Below are 23,730 nucleotides of genomic sequence, written 5' to 3'. Positions count from 1 at the left end.
ATCTTCGCAAAATCTTTGGGGCCCAGCTAGCCGGGACAGCAGTTGCCATGCACCAGGGCCGCAAATTAACACGCCGGCTTCTCCGTGGGGTATAAAGATTTAAATTGATATGCGAAAACTTTTTGTCTGCGCTGCTTCGTTTCTCGTCTTGACCACGGCCGCTCTTGCTCATGCTCAGAACTCATCGGAAGTTGATCCGATGCTGGGCGCAGACAAGGGTGGAAATGTTTTCGTGGGCCCAACGCTTCCCTTTGGAATGGCGAAGCCCGGGCCGGACTACGGAGACAATGAAGCCAATTCGGGATGGGAGGCGAGCGGCAACCTGAACGGCTTCTCCCAGTTGCACGTCTCGGGCACAGGTGGCGGCCCGAAGTACGGAAACATCCTGGTGCAGCCAATGATGGGCAAAGCCGATCCTGCGCACAGCTCCGCACCGCGGAAGGACGAGCATGCGGAGGTTGGATACTACACCGTCAGGCTGGGCGGATCGGGAATTCGTGCAGAGGTTACAACAGCGCGACGAACGCCTGTCTATCGATTTACCTACCCCGGAACTGGTCAGCGCACGCTGCTTGTAGATGTAGGACACCTGCTCATGCGCAGGCATGATTCGCCGCACCGCTATCCGGAAAGCCAGATCGTCTACTCCACCGACGTGCAGGTACTGTCGCCGACGGAGATCGCCGGAATGCAGGCGTCCGTCATGGGATGGAACATCCAGACCACACCCATGAGGGTTTACTTTTACCTCGTGACTGACACGCCTGCGGTAGTAAGCGGAACATGGCAGGACGGCAAGAGCGTTCAACCGGGAACGAAAAGGGCAAGCTACAAAATGCCGTTCACAATGAGCACGCTGCCCAAGTCCTCCCCGCCGATCGTAAGCACTGGAGCTTACCTGACATTTGCTGCCGGTGAGAAGCCAGTGAAGGTGAAGGTGGGCGTGTCATTCGTCTCAATCGACCAGGCAAAAAAGAACGCGTTAAGTGAGGTGGCCGGGTTCGACTTTGACGGAACGCGCAAGGCTGCTGTCGCGGCCTGGAACAAAGAGCTTTCGACAGTGAAGATCACAGGCGGCACGCCCGGTGATCGCCAGCAGTTTGCGACCGGTCTTTACCACTCGATGCTCATGCCAGTGGACCGCACCGGCGAGAATCCGCTGTGGCAGAGCGCGACCCCGTACTATGACGACTTCTATTGCATCTGGGATACGTTCCGATCTTCCACTCCCCTCTTGACGCTCCTCGATCCGAAACGAGTTACCGGCATCCTGCAGTCCCTGCTGGAGATTCAGGATCATGACCACTTCTTCCTGGACGGGCGCTCCGGCAACTTTGCCGGTAGAACTCAGGGCGGGTCCAATGCCGAGATGATGTTCACCGACGCATTCGTCAAGCATCTTCCTGGACTGGATTGGGAGCGAGTCTATCGGGCAATGGTGCATGATGCCGAGGCTGAGTCGACCGACCCCATACGCTTCGGACGAGGCGACATGGACGAGTGGAAACGACTTGGATATCTGTCCTTAGAGCACTCCGATCCTGCGGGAGGAGCCGATCGGCCGGGCTCGCGCTCCATGGAGTACGCCGCCAACGATTATGCTGTCGGTCTCATGGCGAAGGATCTGCATCATGACGCCGATGCGAAGCTGTTTATGAGCCGCGCGGAGAACTGGAAAAAATTGTGGGATGCCAATGCCGTGGACCACACAGAGCGCGGTGACGTGAAGGGCTTCATCTGGATGCGTCATGAGGATGGAAGATGGAAGGAAAACTTCAATTCTCATCTCGTTGGCACCTGGTATAAGGATAATTTCTACGAAGCCAGTACCTGGACTTATTCGCTCTACGTTCCGCAGGACGTTCGCGGACTCGTTCAGATCGCCGGAGGAGCATCTGCATTCAAGAAACGCCTCGATCTCTTTTTTGTAGCCGATGTACCAGGACGCTACCGCTACGACGTCGGCAACGAGCCTGGGTTCCTTTCGCCATATCTCTACAACTGGATTGGCGACCAAAGCAGCACAGCGAAGACCATCCGGGCCATCCTTCCCGCGAGCTATCACACAGGTCTGGGCGGTTTACCGGGAAATGACGATTCAGGCGCGATGGGATCGTTTCTTGTCTTCAACCAGCTCGGCTTCTTCCCGGTGGCAGCGCAGGATTTCTATCTCATTGGCTCGCCGACGTTTCCCCGGTCCTCCATCCTCCTGGCTAACGGAAAGACCTTCTCTGTCGTAGCCGAGAACTCTTCTCCGACGAACGTTTACATCGCGAAAGCGATGTGGAATGGCAGGCCGTATCTCCGCTCATGGTTTACACATGATCAGTTGATGGCGGGCGGCGAACTCAAGCTGACGATGACAGACAAACCCACACATTGGGACACAGGCGGCGCACCTCCTTCGATGTCAGACAGATGATGCAAGCTTCGTCGACCGATTCGCAACACTCAGCGGCGAGTCGTCTGCTGCGTTTCACCGTCTAAAAATTTACAATCGGAGATGCCATGTCAAAAGCACTCTTCTGCCCCACCTGTCGCAAAGTAGTCCTCGCCACCGACGAGGACTTCCCCTTCTGCTCCGACCGCTGCCGCATCCTGGACCTCGGCAAGTGGGCCAGTGGAGACTATAAAATCTCCTCTCCCATTCAGGACCCCGACGACCTCGAGGAGCTTGCCCGCTCTCGGGCTCACCGCCATCCCAACTCCAGCGACGAAGAATAAGCCCATCAAAAAAGTGCGGCCCGTGTTAAGGTCAAGCCCTGCAGAATCAAGACTTTGCCATGAAATCGGGACCTTTTCGCCCTGAAGTCCAGACTTAAGCACCATGGAATCAAGACTTTGGCGTATTAAGTACGGGGGTGGGGGTACTTACAGTGAAACGTGCCAAACTAAACTAATCCCTGAATCTCAATGGCCAACTCCAAAATCCAACTCCGCCCTCCTGCCAAAAAGAAGACTCTTTGGGCTTGGCTCATCGGCACCTTCTTCGGCGCCGGCCTGCTTAAGCCCGGTCCTGGAACCTACGGTTCCATCGCCGCCATCATCCTTTGGTTCATCGCCGCCCACGTCTTCCCAGTCAGCGCGCTCGCGCTGACCATCGGCACGATCATTGCCGCCGTCGTAGTCACTCTCATCGGCATTCCCGCCGCTACCATCGTCGCCCGCGAGTCTGGCCGCGAAGATCCCGGTCATGTCGTCATCGATGAGGTCGCTGGTCAGCTTATTGCCCTGATCGCCATTCCCGCGGATTGGAAGCACGCCGCCCTGAGCCTCCTGCTCTTCCGCTTCTTCGACATCCTTAAACCGCCGCCCGTCCGACAACTGGAGCGACTGCCCGAAGGCACCGGCATCATGCTCGATGACGTGGCCGCAGGAATTCTGGCTCTCCTTGTAGCGCAGTTCGTGCATCTCTTCTTCTAACGCCGCAACCTTGCACTCCCGCGGCGCAGCGCATACCCTGAGACACACCCATGAGCCTTTTCCATCCAAGCACCGCCGCCCCTCATCTTGACCGAGTCTCTCCTCGCGCAGCCATGCCCGGAGGCGAAGCAGAAATTCGGGGCACCAATTTGGACCCTGCTGCGCACAACATTCCACGAGCCACGATCGGCGACATCTCAGCGTCCGTCATTCTCAGCCGGCCGACACGGGCTATCGTCCGAATTCCCGAAGGCACCATCACCGGAGATCTCATCCTGCATCGCAACGGAGCGGCGAGTAACCCTCTGACTCTCCGCATCGCGGTCCCTATGGCGGAAAATCTTCATCCTGTAGCCAATCCAGCCGTCGACGCCGACGGCAACGTCTATGCCACCCTCTCCGGCTCCCGCGGCCAGGCGACGCCCGTCTCAATCTTCAAAATCCAGCGCGACTTTCAGATGACACCGTTTGTCCGCGACCTGCTCAACCCCACAGGACTGGCCTTCTCACCCGACGGCTATCTCTACGCCAGTTCCCGCGCCGAGGGCACGGTCTACCGCATCTCTCCCGAAGGGGCCATCTCGACTTACGCCGAGGGCATGGGCGTCGCCACCGGCATCGCCTTCGACCGCGACGGCAATCTCTTCGTCGGCGATCGTTCCGGCACCATCTTCAAGATTGCCCGCGGAGACGCACGCGGCAGCAGTGGCGAGATCTTCGTCTATGCCACGCTGGAACCCAGCATCGCAGCCTATCATCTCGCCTTCAACGACGCCGGGACGCTCTTCGTCACCGGTCCAACGACCTCCAGTAATCAAGCCGTCCACGCCATTGACCGCGACGGCAATACAACCGTCTTCTATCAGGGTCTCGGCCGTGCTCAGGGCATGGCCTTCGATGTCGACGGCAACCTCTATGTTGCCGCCAGTCTCCACGGTCAGCGCGGAATCGTCCGCATCACGCCGCAGCGTGAAGCCAGTCTCGCCGTCTCCGGCCAGAACCTCGTAGGTCTGGCGTTCCTCGAAGATGGTTGCGCCGCTCTGGCTACACGAGACGCGCTTTATCATGTGGCCCTCGACATTGAAGGCCGCCCTCTCACTTAATCAGACATCTGCGGTCTAACTCTATGTCGTCAGGCCTATTTAGTTTTTACTTTGAACCAACAGGCCTTGGTCGTGTAAAGTTATCCCGCAACCCATCTGCACCCGCCAGGCGCATATGAACTGCTATCAGAACTAACTCCCAAGGAGGAGATGTGATCTCTCGACGTGAATTTCTCGACACTCTTGCAGTAGGGGCGGCTGGCCTCGCTGTCAGCTCGACCGCAAAAAGTTATGCCCAGATCCTTGGAGCCAATGACCGCCTTAACTTCGCCGTCATCGGCCTCCACAGCCGCGCCTACGCCCACCTCGCCTCTCTCAAGGCAAACGAGAAGCATGCGAAGATCACCCACGTCTGCGACGTGGACAGCAACACTCTCAGCAAGTTCGCAGGCGCCGTCCAGCAGAAGATGGGCGATGCCCCGGCGACCGACAAAGACTTCCGCAAGATCCTCGCCCTTAAAGACGTGGACGCGATCACCATCGCGACACCCGATCACTGGCACGCTCCCATGGCCATCCTTGGACTGCAGGCGGGCAAGCATGTCTACGTCGAGAAGCCATGCAGCCACAACCCCGCCGAAGGCGCGCTGCTCGTCGAAGCTCAGCGGAAGTATGGCAAGCACGTACAGATGGGAACCCAGCGTCGTTCCTCGCCTGTCTACATCGATGTCATCAAGAAGATTCAAGACGGGCTGGTTGGCCGCGCTTACTATGCCAAGGCCTGGTATAGCAACACCCGCAAATCCATTGGCGTCGGTAAACCCGCGCCAGTTCCCGCCGTTCTCGACTGGGATCTTTGGCAGGGACCCGCGCCGCGCCAGCCTTACAAGGACAACGTCCAGCCCTACAACTGGCACTGGTTCAAGATCTGGGGCACCGGCGAAGCGCTCAACAATGGAACGCATGAAGTCGATGTCTGCCGCTGGGCGCTCGGAGTCGATCTGCCCAACCGCGTCACCGCATCCGGCGGACGCTATCAGTTCAAGGACGACTGGCAGTTCTATGACACCCTCGACACCAGCTTCGAATATGACGATAAGCTCATCTCCTGGCAGGACCAGAGCTGCAACGGGATGAAGCTCTACGATCGTGACCGCGGCGCGGTCGTCGTCGGTACAACGGGCAGCGTCGTCCTCGACCCCGGCGGCTATGAGGTCTATGACCTGAAAGGCAAAAAGATCAACGACGTCAAGGAAGGCAAGGCAGCTTCGTCTTCCGACCTGACCGGAGCGGACAACATGACCGACCTCCACTTCGCCAACTTTATCGCCGCCATCCGCACCGGCGAAAAACTGAATCAGCCGATCGAATCAGGCAACATCTCAGTGACGATGCTTCAACTCTCGAACATCGCCTGGGAGGTTCAGCGCGAACTGAAACTAAACCCGAAAAACGGCCACATTCTCAATGACCCCGAAGCGATGAAGGGTTGGGGCCGCGAGTACGAGAAGGGCTGGGCTCCTCACCTGTAAACCGGGATTGGAGTCAGGTTCCATGCGATAAGACATTGGCGGCCTCTTGCACCTGAGGCCGCCAATAGTCTTTAAGAAGCCTTTTGCTTGGGTGCTACGGAGCCTGAACTCTGGGAACACCCTGGTTTTGCAGCAGGTTTATGACATCGAGGATCTACCCGATTGGCTGGCGAGGCTAAATTTTGCGCCTTCGATTCAGTCTCGCGCACACATGACAAGAAACCGCTAACATCCAAAGAGAAAGTTATTTAGAGACAGAAATCCACCTAGACCATGATTGCTGAAATCATTGCTGTCGGCTCCGAGATGCTTACGCCTCATCGGCAGGACACCAACTCCCTGTACCTCACGGCGGGACTCAACGACCTGGGCGTCGAAGTGGGCTTCAAGACCATTGTTGGCGACAGCCTCCGTCACCTGACCAGCGTTGCAAAGATCGCCATTGATCGCGCCGATATCGTTGTCTTTTCCGGCGGCCTCGGGCCCACCGAGGACGACCTCACGCGTGAGGCTGTCGCCGCTGCTCTGAGCATCGAACTCAACCGCGATCCTGCAGTTCTCACTGACCTTTATAAGCGCTATGCAGCGCGACAGATCGTCATGCCGCCGAACAATGCCAAGCAGGCCGACGTGCTCGACGAAGCTATCCTGCTCAACAACAAAAATGGCAGCGCTCCGGGTCAGTATCTCGACACGACGGTCAACGGAGATCGCAAGATCGTCATTCTTCTCCCCGGACCTCCCGGTGAATTGAAGCCGCTCTTCGATGACGTGTGCAAACCTCGTTTGGCTGCTGCTCTTCCCTCTCGTCACCTTGCCCGGCGGATGCTCCGGATGGCGCTGATTCCCGAATCGCAGGTAGATACCCGCACTGCGCCAATCTACAAACAATATGCGGATGTTGAGACCACCATCCTCGCCGGACACGCAGAAATCCAACTTCACTTCCTATCGGCCAAGCCGACTCTTGCCGAGGCGCAGGCCCGGGTCGACGAACTCGCAGAAAAGATCGAGCGCGAGATGGACGATAGTATCTTTTCGTCCCGCGGCGAGAGCCTCGAAGAGGTGGTGCTGCTGATGCTGGGCATGAGGCACCTGACGCTCGCGGTTGGCGAAAGCTGCACCGGCGGCCTGCTCGCCCAGCGTCTCACCGCCGTTCCCAATAGTTCCAGCGCGTTCATCGGTGGCGCGGTCGTCTATACAACCGAACTCAAGACGATCTTTGCTGGTGTCTCGAAAGAGACGATCGATAGCAAGGGTGCGGTGAGCGAAGAGGTTGCACGAGAGCTCGCCCAAGGCATTCGTGCACGCACCGGCGCGGCACTTGGGATCTCCGTTACCGGTCTCGCCGGTCCCGGCGGTGCGCCTTCCGGCCCTGACTCGGAAAAGCCCATTGGCCGCGTCTATATCGGCCTGGCCGACGGGCAGCAAACGCAGGTGCGTGAACTCAACCTGACAGGCGACCGAATGCGCATCCGTTTCTGGGCCACACAACATGCTCTTGAAATGATTCGCCGCCACTTGCTCTAACGTGCCAACCCGCTTCATAACGTTCACTTGATAAACTCATCGGGAAGACAATGACTCCCTGGTTCCTCTCCATCTCGCTGGCCTATCTCCTTGGCTCCATTCCGTTTGGCTATGTTTTGGTGAAAACATTTCGCAAGCAGGATATTCGCGCCACAGGCAGTGGCAATATCGGAGCCACCAATGTAGCCCGTTCCGGAGCGAAGGGTCTCGCCATTGCCACGCTCCTGCTCGATCTGGGCAAAGCGTTCGTCGCCGTCAAAATCGCACAACACATTTTGCCCGGTAACTACGATCTTGCCGTACTCGCGGCAGTTGCCGCCATCCTCGGCCATGTGTTTCCCGTCTGGTTGCGCTTCCGTGGAGGCAAAGGCGTTGCCAGTGCCCTTGGAGTCTTCCTAGCGCTGACCTGGCCAAGCGCGCTCGCCACACTCGCGGTTTTTGTCGTGATCTTCCTCCTCACCCGCTATGTCTCCCTGGCTTCAATCATCGCGGCCGCAGCCTTCCCTCTCTTTGCCCTCCATTTCGTGCCATTGAGAACGCCGATCGTGATCGCTGGTTTTCTCTTCATTCCTCTGCTTATCATCGTCAAGCATCACCAGAACATTCGCCGTCTGCTCACCGGCACGGAGAACCGCTTCGGCTCCTCCAAGGTGTCAGCATGAGCAGGATAGCGATTCTCGGCGCAGGCGCCTGGGGGACTGCGCTCGCGCTCGCGCTCGCCCGTCGCGGCGGCCACGAGCTCGTCCTGTGGTCGCACTCTGCTCCCCTTGCGGACCAGCTGAACGATCTGGGAGAAAACCTTCCCTATCTTCCCGGCTTCACTCTGCCCGCCGACATTCAGGTGACCTCCGACCTGCCGGGCGCAATCTTTGAAGCCGACATTCTGCTCTGCGTGACACCCTCTCAGCATGTTCGCGGCATCATCAGCCATATTGCCCCCTTGCTAACCCGCGACCAGATCCTCGTGAGCGCGTCGAAGGGCCTCGAGGAGAGCACTTTTCTGCGAATGTCGCAGGTTATTGCCTCCATCACTGACAATCCTTGTGCCGTCCTCAGCGGGCCATCGTTCGCCCAGGAGGTGGCGCTTGGCTATCCCACCGCCATCGTCGCCGCTGCCGCGACATCTACGCTCGCTCAGATTATTCAACGCGAATTTTCTTCATCGCTACTTCGGATCTATACCAACAACGACGTCACAGGCGTCGAGTTGGGAGGCGCGCTGAAGAACGTAATCGCTTTGTCCTCTGGAGTAGTCCATGGCCTCAATCTCGGGCATAACTCCGCCGCAGCACTCATTACCCGAGGTATCGCCGAGATCACCCGACTCTCGGTAGCCTGCGGGGGCCGGCGCCAGACGCTGGCTGGCCTTTCAGGCATTGGCGATCTTGTCCTCACCTGCACCGGAAACCTCTCCCGCAACCGCTCTGTCGGTATCGAACTGGGTAAGGGGCGCCATCTTCCCGATATCCTCGCTGGCCTTAACGGCAAAGTAGCCGAAGGCATCCAGAGCACTACTGCCGCGCTTGGTCTGGCCGCTCGTTATGGAGTCGAGATGCCGATTACAGAACAAATGGATGCGATTCTGCATCACAACAAATCACCGAAAGACGCAATTCGTGACCTGATGACCCGACCCGGACGCGAAGAGTAGCGCCGCATCCTGCCCCGCGGCTATGCCCCAGATCCGCGAGATATCCTTGAGCCGCAGGACTCGCATCCTATCGGATATGAGCGAATCGAAGAAGCCTACCGCCGACCCCCATGAATTAAAGGATGAGGACACCTTCCTGCACGTTGTGATTTATGCGGGGATATTTCTGCTCATAGGACTGATCGCCGCCTTCCTCATAATTAAGGGTGTTGGAAGACACATTGTTCCGGGCCGGCACGCTCCGCACCCTACCTCTCAACTCGCTGCACCTGCAACAAAGGACTCCTCCATCGGAGGAATCAAAACTACTGAATCGCCGTTCATATTCGCGCAACAAAAAATCCGGCACAGTGTCTAATAAATCGAGAGCTTCACCCGGTGATTCTTGTCGGACTTGGGCTCAAAACCTGCTGATCTCGAACTCCGGCGCAGCCTGACACGGCCGGACAAAACGAAGAACAGGTGGGACGGTTGATTATGAAGATGATTCATCTTATTAAAGGCTCCATCAGCACCATCGCAGTAGCAATGCTGCTACTGGCTGCTCCTCGCGCGGCACATGCAGGAGTCTTTGTTTCTGTCGCAGTCGCTCCTCCGGCGATACCCGTGTATGCGCAACCACCCATCCCTGGCGACGGCTACATCTGGACGCCGGGCTATTGGGCCTGGACCGGCGAGGGTTACGAGTGGGTCGATGGAGCCTGGGTTGAGCCACCATATGTTAATGCGCTGTGGACCCCCGGGTACTGGGGTTGGGGCGGCGGCGGCTACTTCTGGAACGCAGGATACTGGGGTCCGTCCATTGGCTATTATGGCGGCATCAATTACGGCTTCGGCTACTTCGGCACCGGCTTCTACGGCGGTTACTGGCGCGGGGGCCGCTTCTGTTACAACCGTGGCTACAACAACTTCGGTGGCCGTCACTTCGGAAACGTCTATGATCGGCGGGTTGCCGGATTCGACGGGCGACCAGGCGGTTCGAGCTTTGTAAGGCATGGAGACGAGCATGGCTTCGCGGGAAATCGCGAGGCGAGCATCGGTGGCCGTAATTTCGGCAACCGCGGCATCGCAAGCAACCGCGGTTTTGCCGCCGAGGGACAGCGTAATTTCGCCAGCGGAAATCGCCAGGCCTACAACAATGTAAGCAACCATCAGTCCTTCAATGGAGCTCGCTCCTACAGTGGAGGCAACTACGCTGGACGTAGCTTTACGCAACAAGCACCTCGAAGCTATGCGCAACCCAGTCGCGGATATAGTGGCGGTAGCCGCGGCTATTCCCAGGCTCCCGTAGCGCGCTCAAATTTTAGCGGCGGCAACGGAGGCTTCCATGGAAACGCGGGCGGTGGCGGCAGCTTCCACGGCGGCGGCGGTGGTGGTGGATACCACGGCGGCGGAGGCGGTGGTGGATACCATGGCGGCGGTGGTGGTGGATCCCACGGTGGTGGCGGGGGTGGCCGTCGGTAAGAGCTACTTCAATCACTGCTGACAAGGTAAAGCAATGGGCTGGGGAGATTATCCCCAGCCCATTCTTTGTCCAATCATTTCAACTTCACCAACTCGCGCTCATCCTCGATCCGCTATTTCTAATACCGTCCTTGCGATCATTTTCACAGCAGCAGGATGCGCCAAGGCCCGAGCCCGCTCGCCCATATTCTGTCGTCGTGAATCGTTCGCCAGCAATTTCGAAAGCACTTCCAACAGGCGCTCCTCGCTCAACTGAGCTTCTAATATCATCTCGGCCGCTCCGACAGCTACGAATGCGTCGGCATTCTTTCGCTGATGGTCATCGGCAGCTTGCGGAAACGGCACCAGGACAGAGGCCCGGCCTGCCGCCGACAGCTCCGCGATTGTGCTTGCGCCGCTTCGGCACAAGATCAGGTCAGCCGCTGCAAACTGGGCCGCCATATCATCCAGATATGGCACGACCTTTACCCTTTCAAAGCCGACTTCGGCGCTGCGGTATTGCGCGAGCGTCGAATCGCCGTGCCGTCCACCGGTCTGATGCACCACCTCCAGCGTGGGGAAGGCGTTCAGGAGCCGCTTCATAATCTTCGGCATCCGTTCGTTGAATACCCTGGCTCCCTGGCTGGCGCCAAAAACCAGCAACCTCTTCTTTCCAACCAGCGGCTTTGCGCCAATGTCGAAGAACTCCGGCCGTACCGGCGTACCCGTGACCTGTGCTCCGTGAAAGAAGCGGCGAGTCTCCTCGAAGTTCACCGCAGCAGCCGTGACCAGCTTTCCGACCAACCGATTCGCCAGCCCGGGAACGGCGTTCGGCTCAAAGGCCAGCGTCGGTACCCGCAGCAGGATGGCCGCCATCATCGCCGGACCGGAGGCATAGCCTCCCACGCCTACGACAACGTCCGGTCGAAAGCTGCGCAGGAGTCTTATGCATCGACCTATACCCAACGGCAGGTCCATCAGTGTCCGCAGCCGTGTAGCCAAACTCACATTTTTCAACTGACCAACGTGGATTAGTTCCAGCGGAAATCCCGCCTCCGGCACCAGTCGCGTCTCAAGCCCGCGCGCTGTCCCTACGAATCGAACCTCGGCACCCGCCGCATCCCGCAGCTCTCGCGCAATGGCCAGTGCAGGAATTACATGACCTCCGGTTCCACCCCCGGCGATCAATATCCGCAATCGCGTCCCACTGTTCTCCTGCACGTCAGTCGATCTCTCGAGTTACGTTCAGCAATATCCCCATACAGGCCAGTGTCACGAACAGAGACGTTCCGCCAAACGAGATGAAAGGCAGCGTGATTCCCTTGGTCGGCAACAGCGCGACCACGACACTCATATTGAAGAACGCCTGAATCAACACCGCCGTCGTAATGCCGAATGCGAGAAACCTTGCAAATGGATCGGTAGAAAGAAACGCCGCCCGCAAACCTCGGTAGCCGAAGATGACAAACATGGTGATCACCAGCACCGCGCCGATCAGTCCAAGTTCTTCACAGATATTTGCAAAGATGAAGTCCGTATGCGGCTCGGGCAGATAGAAAAGCTTCTGCCGTCCCTCCATCAGCCCCAGCCCGCGAATGCCGCCCGTTCCCACCGCTATCAGCGACTGCAGGATGTGGAACCCCGTCCCTCTCGGGTCCGCCTCGGGATTGACAAAAGCCAGCATGCGAGCCCGCCGCCACGGCACACGAAACAACATGTAATAAAGCACGGGGGACGCGCACGCCAGTGCAATGCCGATATAGCGCACCTGCAATCCTGCAAGGTAAAGCATCAGCATCGTCACCGCTGCACAGACAATTGCCGTGCCAAGGTCTGGCTCTTTCAGGATGAGTCCGATGAATAACAGCGGCGGCAGGGCAGCACGCAAAACCGTTCCGCGCCAGTCATCCATCTTGTGCATTCGCGTCTGCAAGAAATAAGCGAGGAACAGAATCAACGCGGGCGTTGCCAACTCCGATGGCTGAAAGCTGAGCGCCCCGAAGCGGAACCACCGGTGCGTATTATGCGAGTCGCGCATTGCGAAGACAGCCATCAGCAGCAACATCGTTACAGCCACAATCGGAAAGACGACTCTGGGATTGTTGTAGTGGCGATAGTCGACCCGCATCAGCAGGACCATAGCAACCAAGCCAACCCCGGCCCAGATCGACTGCCGCACCATGAAGAAGTAAGCCGACCCGAACTGCGATTTGGCCATCACGGCGGACGCCGAAAATACCATCACCAGCCCAAATAGAACCAGCAGCAGCACTACTCCGAAGAGCCACTTGTCCACCCCTACTCTCTTCGCCATTCCGTCCGCTTCCTGCCTCTGCTGCTGTTATTGATTCAGCTCAATTCATTGACTAACTGCCGAAAGACCTGTCCGCGATGCTCATAGTTCTCGAACTGATCGAAACTAGAACAGGCAGGCGCCAGCAGAACCACGTCTCCGGCAACGGCGGTCTTCGCCGCCTCGGTCACGGCAGCCTGCATCGTCTCCGCTGAGACTATCTTCACCACTCCCTGCAACTGGTGCTCAATCTTTTGCGCGGCTGAACCAATCGTATAAACAATCTTCACCCGCTCCTTCAACAATTCGGCCATGGCTCCATAGTCAGAGTTCTTGTCCTTACCGCCCAGAATCAAATGCACTCCACCCGCAAAGGACGCCACTGCCTTCATCGCCGCATCCACATTGGTTGCCTTGGAGTCGTTGTAGAACTCGACGCCGCGCAGAAGCCGCACAAACTCCAACCGATGCTCTACGCCCTTAAATCCAGCAACCGAAGCACGAATCTTCTCTGCCGGAATCCCCGCCAGCCGCGCCGCACATACCGCCGCCAGCACATTCTCCACGTTGTGCGCACCCTTCAGCGCAATCTCCGCCACCGGCATCACCGGCTCTGTCTTGCCGCCCTCTTTGGCGACAAAGAAGATGCTCTCACCGTGAACGAACGCGCCCTGCTTAATGGGCCTACGAGGGCTAAACCAGTAAATCTGCGCCCGCGTCTTCGCCGCCACCATCTGGGTTGGCTTATCTTCAGCGTTCAGAACCAGAAAGTCGTCAGCCTCCTGCCGCTCCGTAATTCTGGTCTTGGCGGCGGCATAATTCTCAAAGTTGCCATGGCGATCCAGATGGTCCGGCGTGATGTTCAACACAACCGAGATCCACGGATGAAACTCCTCCACCGTCTCCAATTGAAAGCTCGACACCTCCAGCACGCTCACCGTATCCGCCGTGCTCTTCGCCACCAGATCGATCACCGGCAACCCGATATTGCCGCCCACGAGCGTCGGTACGCCAGCATCCTCGAAGATTTTGCCCACCAGCGTTGTCGTGGTTGTCTTGCCATTTGATCCTGTAATCGCCACCACTTTGCCTTTAAGAAAGCGGCTGGCTAGTTCCAGCTCCCCAATCACCGGCAAGCCGAACGCCTTCACCTGCTTCACCTCGGGAGTATCCATCGGCACTCCCGGTGACACCACGATCAGATCCTGCCGCCGAAAGGTCAGCAGCCCATGACCGCCCGACTCGACCATAATCCCCGCTTCCAGCAGCGCAGGAATCTCCTTCGCCAGCGCCTCGGCGCTCCGCGTATCGCTCACCGTCACCTGCGCTCCCAACCCGCGCAAAAACAGCGCAGACGACAGACCGCTCTTCCCCAGCCCCACCACCAAAACCCGCTTGTTCTTCAGTTCCATCATTCACTCACTATCTATGAGGTTGACACGTTATAACTATGTTTCCAACTTTAGTCGCGCAATCGAGTGGATGGCCATTAGTCTCAGAATGTTTGATAAGTAAATGTGTATCGTCCAACCATTTCACTTGAGGTTCTATAGAACCTCTTCTATCAATAAGCCCTATTCCGAAATAAGCCTTTGTCCACACCGGATTCCAACTCCGACGGACAATTACTGTCGAATAATCCTGATCTACCGCACTTCCAAGTGTCACCAAAACCCTCGCAACGTGCTGCCCGTCGGGCGAACCAATTAGCTGCGAATGGCGTTCACAACCAACACCTAACAGAAGAAACATTGTTGTTAGAAAAAGTACCGGTGATGTAATTCGTCCTACTATCCGAATGGCAAGATGCTCCGGATTTCCCTTTATCTTCTTTCTCCAAAATAACCAGATACTGCCTACGAATAGTGAGCCAGCCGCTGTGATGTAGAGCCAGGGCAGCCATAATTCCATAAATCTCCTTACCTCAACTTCAAAGTCGTCAAAGCAAACAGTGCAAACACCAGCGCCATAATCCAGAACCGCGCAATCACCTTAGACTCCGACCACCCCATCAACTCAAAATGATGATGCAGCGGAGCCATCTTGAAGATGCGTTTGCCATTGCGCAGCTTGTAGCTCCCAACCTGGAGCATTACGCTCACTGCCTCCAGAATAAACACCCCGCCGATAAATGGCAGCAACAGCTCCTGCTTGATGACCACAGCCACCGTGCCGATCGCTCCGCCCAGCGCAAGGCTTCCCACGTCGCCCATGAAGACCTCCGCCGGATGAGCGTTGTACCAAAGGAAGCCGATACTCGCTCCCACCATTGCCCCGCAGAAGACCGTCAACTCGCTAACCAACGGCATCCGCTGTAGCTCCAGATAGTCGGCAAAGACAACGTGCCCGCTCACATAGGTCAGCACCGTCAGCGCGCCTGCTGCAATAATTGTGCAGCCAATCGCCAGGCCATCGAGACCGTCGGTGAGGTTCACCGCATTACTTGAACCTGCGATCACAATCATTACAAATACGACAAAACCTGCATATGCCAGCCACCAGATATGCGGCATATGCAACAGGCTATCGATTACCAGGTCGGGGCGAAACCGCTTCGCAAACGGCACCATCAATCGAGTCGAATAGTTGCCGCGCGTCTCCAGTGCGACCAGTGCCACGGCCACTCCGCCGCTCACCAGAAGCTGCAATCCCAGCTTGGCCCGCGCAGTGAGGCCCTTGTTTCTGCGATGAACCACCTTGATGTAGTCGTCTGCAAACCCGATGGCCCCAAAGGCCAGCGTCGACAGCATCACCAGCCAAACCAGCGGATTCGATAGATCCGACCACAGCAGCGTTGGCACGAGGATCGATATAAGGATGAGTACGCCGCCCATCGTGGGCGTTCCGCTCTTCTTCTGGTGCGACTGCGGCCCCTCTTCGCGGATGTACTGTCCAATCTGAAACTCGCGCAGCTTCTCAATCACATACGGCCCAATCAGCAGGCCGATCAGCAGCGCCGTCAGGCTTGCGAATACCGTGCGAAACGTAAGGTAGCGAAAGATGCGAAAGAGACGATAGTAGGGAAACAACTTCTGATAGAGCAGCCAATAGAGCAAAACGTCTCCGCCTTTGAATCACGATCAGGAATCAACGGGCCATGACGAGCCCAGACTAATCGCTATCTTAACAGGACAGGCGTCCGCCCACTTCAGCCGCGCCAATTTTGCGGCACCAAAGAGACTTCATAAGCCGGCCTCCAGAGCTAAGCAAAGACCATCCGCTGCCATCCGCAACTCCCATGCCAGGTGAGGATCATGGTCCGCACCCTCGGATCGCTTCAATAACTCGAGCCCCATCGACTGCACCCGCCCTCCATAGCCTTTTCGCTCTACCACGGTCACCTTGCTGAAACGCGAGCGTAATTCTGCAAAACCTTCAGGTTCCAGAGCGCCGGAGGGAGCCGCCGCCGGTCTGTACTTCTCGCGTGCCGAATATAACCCCGCCATTGCCAGATGTTCCGCTGCCCGCAGCAACCCTAAGGCCGATTTCGCGTTCTGCTTGGTCACTGAATCTGTGGCAACGCTATATATCTCTACTCCCTGGCTTAGAAGCATCCGAAGATCTCCACCGGCATCCTTCTCAATAAGCGAGATAACAGCCGCTGCTCGCTGTAGATGGTGGAACGCCTTCTCCAAAGCGGCGTCGCTTTTTTTGTCTCTCTTGAGGTGCTTCGCCGATTTCTTTGCATGCTTCGCGGCTTTCTTAGGCGCGTGCTTCGCCGCTTTTTTTGCAGCATGCTTGACCGACTTCTTTGCATGCTTTTTGACCACGGACTCATTACGTTTCGCCAGCGACTCGCCGCCACGTCTTACCATTTCATTTGCCATGCATGGTTGGATGCAAGCGGATTCATCCCCGTCGCCGGAAAGGCTAGGTCAGGCCTGCTAAAGCCCGTTCCAGCATCACACCCCGCGACGCCTTCAGCAATACCGCGTCGCCAGCCCGCACGTTCGCCTGCAGCCACTTACCCGCCGTCTCAGAGTCCGCTACAAATGTGGCGTCCGCTCCGCCCTCGCGGGCAGCCTTCACCAACGCCTCCGCAGCGCCGCGAACTCCGACTACCTTCGTCACGCCACGCTCCGCCATCCTCTGCCCGCAGGCGGCGTGGAGCGCCTCGCCCTCCGGCCCAAGCTCCAGCATCTCTCCCGCCACCACAATATGCCGCTCGCCCGGCATGGCCATCAACGCATCCACCATTGCGTCCAGCGCCCGCGGATTGGAGTTGTAACAATCGTTAATGAGCGTCGCACCTCGCCACTGCACCACTTCGCCGCGTTTATCACTTGCCCGCAGTTCTCCCACAGCCGCGGCACATTCGCCAAGCGATATGCCGCTTTGCAGCCCTGTCGCTATCGCCGCCAGCGCATTTGGAACATTATGCCGCCCCAGCATTCGCAACTGCACGCTGGCCCGCTCGCCAAACGCTTCTACGGTAAACACCACCCCCTCAGCTCCAACCTCGGCCACATGCACGGCACGAACCTCAGCGCCCTCATTTACCCCATAGAAGACTGCACGTTCGCCCAATCCTCGTCCAAAGGATGCCACGTAATTATCATCAAAATTTAGTACGGCAACACCATCCGCTGGAAGCCCCTCGATCAGCTCATACTTTGCCCGCGCAATCCCGGCCATGCCGTCCGGAAAGAACTCCAGATGTACCGGCCCCACATTCGAGACGACAGCCCAATCCGGCTCCGCAATCTTCGCGAGAGCGGCAATCTCACCGGCGTGGTTCATGCCCATTTCGATGATCGCGACCTCATGGTCCCGCTCCAGCTTCAACAACTGCAACGGCAGACCGAACCCGTTGTTCAAATTTCCCTGCGACTTCAGCACCTTGAACCGCGCCGCCAAAACGAGCGCCACGGCATCCTTCGTCGTCGTCTTCCCCGCAGATCCGGTCACTCCGATCACTCGGCCGCCCCACTGCCGCCGCACCGCATGGGCCAGCTTCTGCAACGCCAGCAACACGCAGTCTTCGCAGTCGGAGACGCGCAGCAACTTTGTCTCATCTACTTCTGCAGGCACCACCCAACGATTGCTGACCACTGCGGCAAGCGCCCCTGCGGCAAGCGCGCCTGCGACATAATCGTGCCCATCCAGCCGCTCTCCTTTGACGGCAAAGAACAGCTCGCCAGCCCCAACGGTTCGAGAATCAATTGAATACCCCAACGCCTCCAGCGATGTATCGAATTCCCCGTCAGCGTGAATCCAATCCGCAACCTGACCCAGTGTCAATTTCATTCAATCTCCTTCAAAACCGCGGCAGCCACGGCCACATCATCGAACGGCACCGTCCCGTCCCGCAGAATCTGCACCTTCTCATGGCCCTTGCCTGCCAGCAGCACAATATCTCCAGCGCTCGCCGAGCGGATCGCAATTTCAATCGCTCCCGCACGGTCTTCTTCTACGATGCAGGTTGTACCCGTCGCAGTCACCCCGGCCAGAGCCTCTTCAATAATCGCCATAGGCTCTTCCGTACGTGGATTGTCGCTGGTCAGCACGACCAGATCGCTTCCTTCGCCTGCAGCCTGTCCCATCCGAGACCGCTTCGTCCTGTCCCGGTCGCCGCCACAACCGAACAGCGTAATTACCCGCCCACCATGTTCCTTCACCAACTCACGTCCCAGCGCAATTAAGTTCCGTAAAGCATCCTCCGTATGCGCGTAGTCCACCACCACCGTGATCCCCGTATCGCCCCCAGGTACTACCTCGAATCGTCCTGGTACCTGTGCACCTGCGGCCGCCGCGACAAGAATCTCGTCCAGCGTCAATCCGCGAGCCCAGGCCGCCGTGCTTGCTGCCAACAGGTTGTAAACATTGACCCGACCGCTCAGTGGAGACCGCACCTCCACCGCGCCAGCAGGAGTCACCATACGAAATCGCGTCTCTCCCGCAAGCATCTGCACAGACTCGGCACGAAATTCCCCTTTGCCCTCCATCCCATACAACAACATCTGCGAGTGCTCTGCGTCGACGATCAACCGTTCACTATACGGATCATCCGCATTCAACACTGCGACCCGCGGCGGCGGAGTGCCTACGCCCGCAAACAACCGAGCTTTCGCCGCAAAATAAGCCTCCATCGTTCCGTGATAGTCCAGATGGTCCTGCGTCAGGTTGGTAAAGATGGCAACGTCGACCGGAAGGCCCCAGACCCGCTCCTGTTCCAACGCATGGCTCGACATCTCCATCACTGCCTCTGTCGCGCCAACCTTCACCCCATCGGCAAAGATCGCCAACACATCCCGGCTCTCCGGCGTTGTATGCGGAGACACTCGCACTTCATCCCCTACATGCATCTCAATCGTCCCAATCAAGACGCAGGTCCGTCGAACGCTCCGCAGCATGGCTTCCAACAGAAACGCCGTGGTCGTCTTCCCATTTGTCCCCGTAACCGCGCTCAAGGCCAGCCGCCGTTCAGGGTGCCCCATCACAGCCGCGCTTACATCAGCCAACGACCGCCGCCCATGCTCGACCAGAGCCGCACCAACCGACGTATGTTCTCGCCGCAATACCTCATAAGCCGCGCGCGAATCTGTCACTACCGCGGCCGCGCCCTGCTCTATGGCTGCCTCTAGGTATAGGTTCCCATCCGTGGCCCCGCCGCGCATCGCGACAAATACATCGCCGGCCTTTATCCTTCGCGAGTCATACTCGACGCTGGTAATCTCCACCGGCGCTGTCGCACTTTCCACCACCCCAAGGTTCGCAAGAAGATCCGTCCACCGCATAAACAATTCTAAGCCGCCAACAGCATAAGCCTGTTCTCTATTCTTTACCGCGTAAAACGAACCACAATCTCCGTCCCGCTCGGCACCATCGTCCCTGCAATTGGCACCTGCTCCCTTGCCAGGCCACTTCCCATGGGCTTTACTCGCAATCCGACGGCGTCTGCTTGCTCCAAGGCAGCACGCAGGCCCACTCCTGTAAACGAAGGCACCGCCACACGCTTACTGGCGTCCACCAGAACATTGTTTCCGCTGCCTGTCTGAGCCATGGGTGTGTTATTCACGGGCGACAGCCGCGTAGTTTCTCCCGCTGCGGCATCCGGCATAGACGAACTCGTCCCCCCACTGGCCTTGAACGCAGACAGTATCTTCGCAGGCAGCAGGTCTACAATTCCCGGCGACTTCCCTTTTTCAGTAGCCTTTGTCTCCGCAGCGGCGGCCTTGTCCGCCGCAACCGTTTGGGCCGCAGCGGTAGCGGTCGGATTCCGCAACGGGTCGTCCGCAGGCAGGTTATTCGCATCATCAAACATTGCAGTTAGATCAGCCGTGCTATCCGCCGGAGCATCGTCGACCAAATCCTTCGCTGTCAGCACCGGTACCCCCTTCTTCGCCTTCAGCGGCTGGTCGTGGGGTACGCCGAGATACTCGAGCACCTGCTGGGCTACTTCGGCAAATACCGGACCGCTGGTCTCGCTTCCGTATCGTGTACCGACTGTCGGGGTGTCGATCACTACCGTTACGGAGATGGCCGGATTGCTTACCGGAGCAAATCCTGCGAAGCTGGCAACCAACTTGGTGTGCGAGTAGGTGTGCGTTTCGGGATCGATCTTCTGCGCCGTGCCTGTTTTTCCAGCCGCACTGTACCCATTCAACGCAGCAATCTTACCTGTTCCTTCTTCTACGATTCCCTGCATCATCTTTCGCATCTTCGCCGACGTTAGCTCGGAGATCACACGATGCGCTCCATCCGGCAGAGGATCAGGCAACTCGTTCTCCGGATGAAATGCAACCGCCTTTAGCCGCGGATCGCCCTTCATTTCATCAGTCGAATTCAACAGAATATGGGGCGGCAGATACATCCCGCCATTTGCAATGGTACTGACCATCGTGACGAGTTGGATCGGCGTAACGGCAACCTCCTGCCCAATCGCCATGGACATGAAGCTGGTGGCTCCCCACTTTTGCGGAGGACGCAAAAGCCCACGCGTTTCGGAAGGCAATTCAATACCGGTCCGCTCACCAAAGCCAAAGGCCTTCATGTAGTGGTAGAACTTTTCGTTCCCAATCTTCTGCACCATCTTCACAGCGCCTACGTCGCTCGAATGCTCCAGCGCGTATTGCACTGTCACACGGCCAAAATGATCGGACTTATCATCATGCATGGTGCGGCCAAACAGCGTCATCGCACCGCCCTGACAATCGACAATATCGGTCGGCTCGACCCCGCCCGCGTCAAGCGCCGCCGAATAGGTCACTAGCTTAAAAGTCGAACCAGGTTCATACACATCGCTCACCGCCAAGTCGGTCAAGGAGCCAGGCTGCATGTGCCGGGAATCATTTGGATTGAACCGTGGAGAGATAGCCAGTGCAAGAATCTGCCCGGTGTGTGGGTCCTGCACCACCACCGTTCCGTGGAGCGCCTTCATCTTCTCCATCTGCGCATCCAGCGCCTTCTCGGCGATGTACTGAATATTCGCATCGACCGTCAACACCAGGTTCTCGCCCGGCAATGGCTGACTCTCTTCGCTCCCCAGTACGTGCCGCTTCGCATCGAGCGCCGTCAGCATATGCCCCGGCGTGCCATGCATGTCGTCGTCAAACTCAAGTTCCAGCCCGCCCAGTCCTTCATCGTCCGTGCCTACATAGCCCAACACCTGTGCCGCCAGATCGTTGTTCGGATAGAACCGCTTGAATTCTTTTTGAAAATAAACGCCCTTCAGATTCAGTTCACGTACACGTTTTGCCGTCTCCGGATCAAGCTTTCGCGCAATCCACGCAAAATTTCTCGACGCATTGAGTCTGGCCAGTATCCGATTCTCGGAGGTGTAGCTGTCCGCCGGATCGGAATGCACAATCTCCGACAGCATTTGCGCTGCATTTTCCTTGTTGTCCCCCAGCTCCGACGGGACTGCATAGACGCTGTCGACCAGCACCGTCATCGCCAGCTCGCGCAGGTTGCGGTCGTACAGCATTCCGCGTCGCGGAGCCACTTCAAAGGTCCGCTGCTGCTGTTGCGCCGCGCGATGCACAAATTCGGAGTGCCGCACCACCTGCACCCAGCCAAGCCGCAATACAATCAATCCCACCCAGAGGCAGAAAAAAAGCGTCACGTAGACGAAACGGATTCTCCGTATCGGAGCCGTCAACGTCTGCCGTGGCGCCTGCTTCATACTTCGATCAACTCCAATTTCGTGTCGCTACTGTTTCCCTGCTCTTATCCTACTGCCCAACGAACTTGGGAGCATGGGCCTGCGCCAGCACCGGAGCATTCAAATCGCTTCCGTCCTGCCGCACCACCTGACCAGGCTGGGGAGCGTCAAGTCCAAGCTGCTTCGCGATCCGGTCAATCCGCTGAGGATCAGTCAATTCAGCCTCTGACAGCCGAAGCTGCCGATTCTGCTCGCTCAGATGCTCTACCTGCACCTTCTGCGCTTCGATGTTGTAGCCCATCTCGATCGCCGAGAAGTGTTGCCACACATATACCATCACCAGCACAAACAAGACGCTCATCACTGCGGCGAAGCTGCGCATCTCGCGCTTCCGCTCGGGATCGTCCGCTTTCACAAGCCGGCTGTTGTCAAGGTGCTTCGTAAAAAAGACCTCGGGCGTAGGACCACGCCGCGCCCTGCGCTGGGCCTCATACAGCTCACGGTTCCGCTCTGCCAGCGTCGCTGCACGGCTCTGCGACTGCCGCCGCGTGCCCATCATCTCAATCTGTTGTCCTGCTATCGCCGTCGCTGCCATCGCGCACCTCTTTTGCTCTTACCTGCCCGGCTTCTTCATGTCCGGGGCTGAATTCTTTACCATCTCTTCAAAACGTACGAACCGGGCCGGGATTGCTATTTGAAGGAAGGGACTTTTTGTTACAAGTTGTCTTTCGCCTGAAAGAAGGTGGGACAACCCCGACCCGATCACTTGCCGTTACATATCTGGCATCGTTCTCCCAAATAAGCAACTAATCCTGTTACTAAATCTTCCTAGCTGCCCGCAGCTTTGCGCTTCTCGACCGCGGGTTTCTCATCTCTTCCTGCTCGCCGGCTACAACCGGCTTCTTCGTCAAAACCTCAAAAATCTTGTCCCGGCCAGCCTCACGGAACGCGTCCTTTACTAACCTGTCCTCCAGCGAGTGGAAGCTGATCAACACCAGCCTTCCTCCCGGCTTCAGCAGAGACGGCGCGCTTTTGAGCAGCGTCCTGATCTCTCCCAGCTCATCATTCACTCGAATCCGGAGCGCCTGAAAGGTCCGTGTAGCGGGGTGAATCTTGTCGCCTTTCATTGATGGGGCCGCGGCCGATATCACTCTGGCTAACTCCGCCGTCGTTGTAATCGGCCGGGCCCTCACAATGGCTCTGGCGATTCTCCGCGACCTCCTTTCCTCTCCGAATTCGTAAATCAGGTCGGCGAGCTCGTTTTCGTCCTCCTGATTTACCACTTGCTCGGCCGTCTCTCCACTGCGCGTATCCATACGCATGTCCAGTGGACCCTCGGACCGAAAACTGAATCCTCTGTGCGCCTCGTCCAGTTGCAGGCTGCTCACGCCAAAATCAGCAAGCAGACCGTCCAGACTTCCCGGCTCAATCAGGCTCGAAGCCTCCGAAAACGCCCTCGGCTCAAACACCAACTCTGGCATCTCGCTGCCAATCTCGGCCCTCACTTCCTCGAGCCTCGCCTTGGCTGCTTCCATCGCCTCCGGGTCGCGGTCAAAACAGATCAACCTGCCCTTCGCGCCCAGCCTCTTCGCAATTGCTGAAGAGTGCCCAGCCAGCCCCAGCGTTGCGTCTACATAAACGCCGCCCGGCTGCACATTCAAATACTTCAAAGCTTCATCTAAAAGAACCGGCACATGCTGCATCTTTCGCAC

At 57.7% G+C, this 23,730-nt stretch carries 20 protein-coding genes; 10 read left to right on the top strand and 10 right to left on the bottom strand.

Translation table 11 applies throughout. From position 1 onward, the window contains the following. Nucleotides 1–109 precede the first annotated feature (109 nt). From P4G45_RS04070 to P4G45_RS04025, 10 genes are all read left to right on the top strand, one after another. Complete coding sequence (locus P4G45_RS04070; protein ID WP_348268400.1) at nucleotides 110–2,422, top strand: GH92 family glycosyl hydrolase; 2,313 nt, start codon at nucleotides 110–112, stop codon at nucleotides 2,420–2,422. A gap of 86 nt (nucleotides 2,423–2,508) precedes the next feature. Then, a complete protein-coding gene (locus P4G45_RS04065) occupies nucleotides 2,509–2,724 on the top strand; it encodes a DNA gyrase inhibitor YacG (RefSeq protein ID WP_348268399.1) in 216 nt (71 codons plus the stop codon). Nucleotides 2,725–2,913: 189 nt separating this feature from the next. After that, nucleotides 2,914–3,423, top strand: a complete 510-nt coding sequence (locus P4G45_RS04060; protein WP_348268398.1) for a phosphatidylglycerophosphatase A — start codon at nucleotides 2,914–2,916, stop codon at nucleotides 3,421–3,423. A gap of 50 nt (nucleotides 3,424–3,473) precedes the next feature. Continuing rightward, entirely contained in the window at nucleotides 3,474–4,526 is a 1,053-nt protein-coding gene (locus tag P4G45_RS04055) for a gluconolaconase (protein ID WP_348268397.1), read from the top strand. A gap of 152 nt (nucleotides 4,527–4,678) precedes the next feature. After that, the gene (locus tag P4G45_RS04050) at nucleotides 4,679–5,998 is read left to right on the top strand and encodes a Gfo/Idh/MocA family oxidoreductase (protein ID WP_348268396.1); all 1,320 of its coding nucleotides are present in this window, start codon (nucleotides 4,679–4,681) and stop codon (nucleotides 5,996–5,998) included. Between the two features lie 273 nt (nucleotides 5,999–6,271). Next, nucleotides 6,272–7,528 carry a competence/damage-inducible protein A gene (locus P4G45_RS04045; RefSeq protein ID WP_348268395.1) on the top strand — a complete coding sequence of 419 codons (1,257 nt, stop codon included), beginning with the start codon at nucleotides 6,272–6,274 and terminating at the stop codon, nucleotides 7,526–7,528. A 50-nt stretch (nucleotides 7,529–7,578) separates the two neighbouring features. Continuing rightward, complete coding sequence (plsY, locus tag P4G45_RS04040; RefSeq protein WP_348268394.1) at nucleotides 7,579–8,190, top strand: glycerol-3-phosphate 1-O-acyltransferase PlsY; 612 nt, start codon at nucleotides 7,579–7,581, stop codon at nucleotides 8,188–8,190. Continuing rightward, the gene (locus tag P4G45_RS04035; protein ID WP_348268393.1) at nucleotides 8,187–9,179 is read left to right on the top strand and encodes an NAD(P)H-dependent glycerol-3-phosphate dehydrogenase; all 993 of its coding nucleotides are present in this window, start codon (nucleotides 8,187–8,189) and stop codon (nucleotides 9,177–9,179) included. The genes plsY and P4G45_RS04035 overlap by 4 nt, the downstream gene beginning before the upstream one ends. A 46-nt stretch (nucleotides 9,180–9,225) precedes the next feature. Further along, nucleotides 9,226–9,537, top strand: a complete 312-nt coding sequence (locus tag P4G45_RS04030; RefSeq protein ID WP_348268392.1) for a hypothetical protein — start codon at nucleotides 9,226–9,228, stop codon at nucleotides 9,535–9,537. 125 nt (nucleotides 9,538–9,662) lie between these two features. Then, the gene (locus tag P4G45_RS04025; protein WP_348268391.1) at nucleotides 9,663–10,643 is read left to right on the top strand and encodes a YXWGXW repeat-containing protein; all 981 of its coding nucleotides are present in this window, start codon (nucleotides 9,663–9,665) and stop codon (nucleotides 10,641–10,643) included. A gap of 99 nt (nucleotides 10,644–10,742) precedes the next feature. Here P4G45_RS04025 and murG read toward each other — a convergent pair whose 3' ends face one another. From murG to rsmH, 10 genes are all read right to left on the bottom strand, one after another. Then, nucleotides 10,743–11,843: an undecaprenyldiphospho-muramoylpentapeptide beta-N-acetylglucosaminyltransferase gene (murG, locus tag P4G45_RS04020; protein ID WP_348268390.1), complete on the bottom strand. Its 1,101-nt coding sequence runs from the start codon at nucleotides 11,841–11,843 to the stop codon at nucleotides 10,743–10,745. Between the two features lies 1 nt (nucleotide 11,844). Beyond that, entirely contained in the window at nucleotides 11,845–12,936 is a 1,092-nt protein-coding gene (ftsW, locus tag P4G45_RS04015; RefSeq protein ID WP_348268389.1) for a putative lipid II flippase FtsW, read from the bottom strand. Between the two features lie 35 nt (nucleotides 12,937–12,971). Continuing rightward, nucleotides 12,972–14,327 carry a UDP-N-acetylmuramoyl-L-alanine--D-glutamate ligase gene (gene murD / locus P4G45_RS04010; RefSeq protein WP_348269211.1) on the bottom strand — a complete coding sequence of 452 codons (1,356 nt, stop codon included), beginning with the start codon at nucleotides 14,325–14,327 and terminating at the stop codon, nucleotides 12,972–12,974. Between the two features lie 507 nt (nucleotides 14,328–14,834). After that, nucleotides 14,835–15,971, bottom strand: a complete 1,137-nt coding sequence (gene mraY / locus P4G45_RS04005) for a phospho-N-acetylmuramoyl-pentapeptide-transferase (RefSeq protein WP_348268388.1) — start codon at nucleotides 15,969–15,971, stop codon at nucleotides 14,835–14,837. A 126-nt stretch (nucleotides 15,972–16,097) separates the two neighbouring features. Further along, nucleotides 16,098–16,742, bottom strand: coding sequence for a hypothetical protein (locus tag P4G45_RS04000; RefSeq protein ID WP_348268387.1), 645 nt, complete (start codon nucleotides 16,740–16,742; stop codon nucleotides 16,098–16,100). A gap of 43 nt (nucleotides 16,743–16,785) precedes the next feature. After that, on the bottom strand, nucleotides 16,786–18,162 hold the full coding sequence (murF, locus tag P4G45_RS03995; RefSeq protein ID WP_348268386.1) for a UDP-N-acetylmuramoyl-tripeptide--D-alanyl-D-alanine ligase: 1,377 nt from the start codon (nucleotides 18,160–18,162) through the stop codon (nucleotides 16,786–16,788). Next, on the bottom strand, nucleotides 18,159–19,652 hold the full coding sequence (locus P4G45_RS03990) for a UDP-N-acetylmuramoyl-L-alanyl-D-glutamate--2,6-diaminopimelate ligase (protein WP_348268385.1): 1,494 nt from the start codon (nucleotides 19,650–19,652) through the stop codon (nucleotides 18,159–18,161). Before P4G45_RS03990 ends, murF begins: the two co-directional genes overlap by 4 nt. A gap of 44 nt (nucleotides 19,653–19,696) precedes the next feature. Further along, nucleotides 19,697–22,039: a penicillin-binding protein gene (locus tag P4G45_RS03985; protein ID WP_348268384.1), complete on the bottom strand. Its 2,343-nt coding sequence runs from the start codon at nucleotides 22,037–22,039 to the stop codon at nucleotides 19,697–19,699. Between the two features lie 49 nt (nucleotides 22,040–22,088). After that, complete coding sequence (locus tag P4G45_RS03980) at nucleotides 22,089–22,613, bottom strand: cell division protein FtsL (RefSeq protein ID WP_348268383.1); 525 nt, start codon at nucleotides 22,611–22,613, stop codon at nucleotides 22,089–22,091. A gap of 223 nt (nucleotides 22,614–22,836) precedes the next feature. Further along, the gene (gene rsmH / locus P4G45_RS03975; protein ID WP_373694157.1) at nucleotides 22,837–23,721 is read right to left on the bottom strand and encodes a 16S rRNA (cytosine(1402)-N(4))-methyltransferase RsmH; all 885 of its coding nucleotides are present in this window, start codon (nucleotides 23,719–23,721) and stop codon (nucleotides 22,837–22,839) included. Nucleotides 23,722–23,730: the final 9 nt, after the last annotated feature.

The sequence above is a fragment of the Edaphobacter paludis genome (assembly GCF_039993895.1).
Lineage (GTDB): Bacteria > Acidobacteriota > Terriglobia > Terriglobales > Acidobacteriaceae > Edaphobacter > Edaphobacter paludis.
This window is presented reverse-complemented; position numbering and strand designations above follow the sequence as displayed.

Bases quoted from the DNA above. Each gene is read 5' to 3' on its own strand.
- P4G45_RS04035 (WP_348268393.1), top strand. From the start codon at position 8,187: ATGAGCAGGATAGCGATTCTCGGCGCAGGCGCCTGGGGGACTGCGCTC.
- murF (WP_348268386.1), bottom strand. From the start codon at position 18,162: ATGAAATTGACACTGGGTCAGGTTGCGGATTGGATTCACGCTGACGGG.
- P4G45_RS04000 (WP_348268387.1), bottom strand. From the start codon at position 16,742: ATGGCAAATGAAATGGTAAGACGTGGCGGCGAGTCGCTGGCGAAACGT.
- P4G45_RS04055 (WP_348268397.1), top strand. From the start codon at position 3,474: ATGAGCCTTTTCCATCCAAGCACCGCCGCCCCTCATCTTGACCGAGTC.
- P4G45_RS04060 (WP_348268398.1), top strand. From the start codon at position 2,914: ATGGCCAACTCCAAAATCCAACTCCGCCCTCCTGCCAAAAAGAAGACT.
- ftsW (WP_348268389.1), bottom strand. From the start codon at position 12,936: ATGGCGAAGAGAGTAGGGGTGGACAAGTGGCTCTTCGGAGTAGTGCTG.
- plsY (WP_348268394.1), top strand. From the start codon at position 7,579: ATGACTCCCTGGTTCCTCTCCATCTCGCTGGCCTATCTCCTTGGCTCC.
- murD (WP_348269211.1), bottom strand. From the start codon at position 14,327: ATGGAACTGAAGAACAAGCGGGTTTTGGTGGTGGGGCTGGGGAAGAGC.
- P4G45_RS03990 (WP_348268385.1), bottom strand. From the start codon at position 19,652: ATGCGGTGGACGGATCTTCTTGCGAACCTTGGGGTGGTGGAAAGTGCG.
- P4G45_RS04045 (WP_348268395.1), top strand. From the start codon at position 6,272: ATGATTGCTGAAATCATTGCTGTCGGCTCCGAGATGCTTACGCCTCAT.
- rsmH (WP_373694157.1), bottom strand. From the start codon at position 23,721: ATGCAGCATGTGCCGGTTCTTTTAGATGAAGCTTTGAAGTATTTGAAT.
- P4G45_RS03980 (WP_348268383.1), bottom strand. From the start codon at position 22,613: ATGGCAGCGACGGCGATAGCAGGACAACAGATTGAGATGATGGGCACG.
- P4G45_RS04025 (WP_348268391.1), top strand. From the start codon at position 9,663: ATGATTCATCTTATTAAAGGCTCCATCAGCACCATCGCAGTAGCAATG.
- P4G45_RS04065 (WP_348268399.1), top strand. From the start codon at position 2,509: ATGTCAAAAGCACTCTTCTGCCCCACCTGTCGCAAAGTAGTCCTCGCC.
- P4G45_RS03985 (WP_348268384.1), bottom strand. From the start codon at position 22,039: ATGAAGCAGGCGCCACGGCAGACGTTGACGGCTCCGATACGGAGAATC.
- P4G45_RS04070 (WP_348268400.1), top strand. From the start codon at position 110: ATGCGAAAACTTTTTGTCTGCGCTGCTTCGTTTCTCGTCTTGACCACG.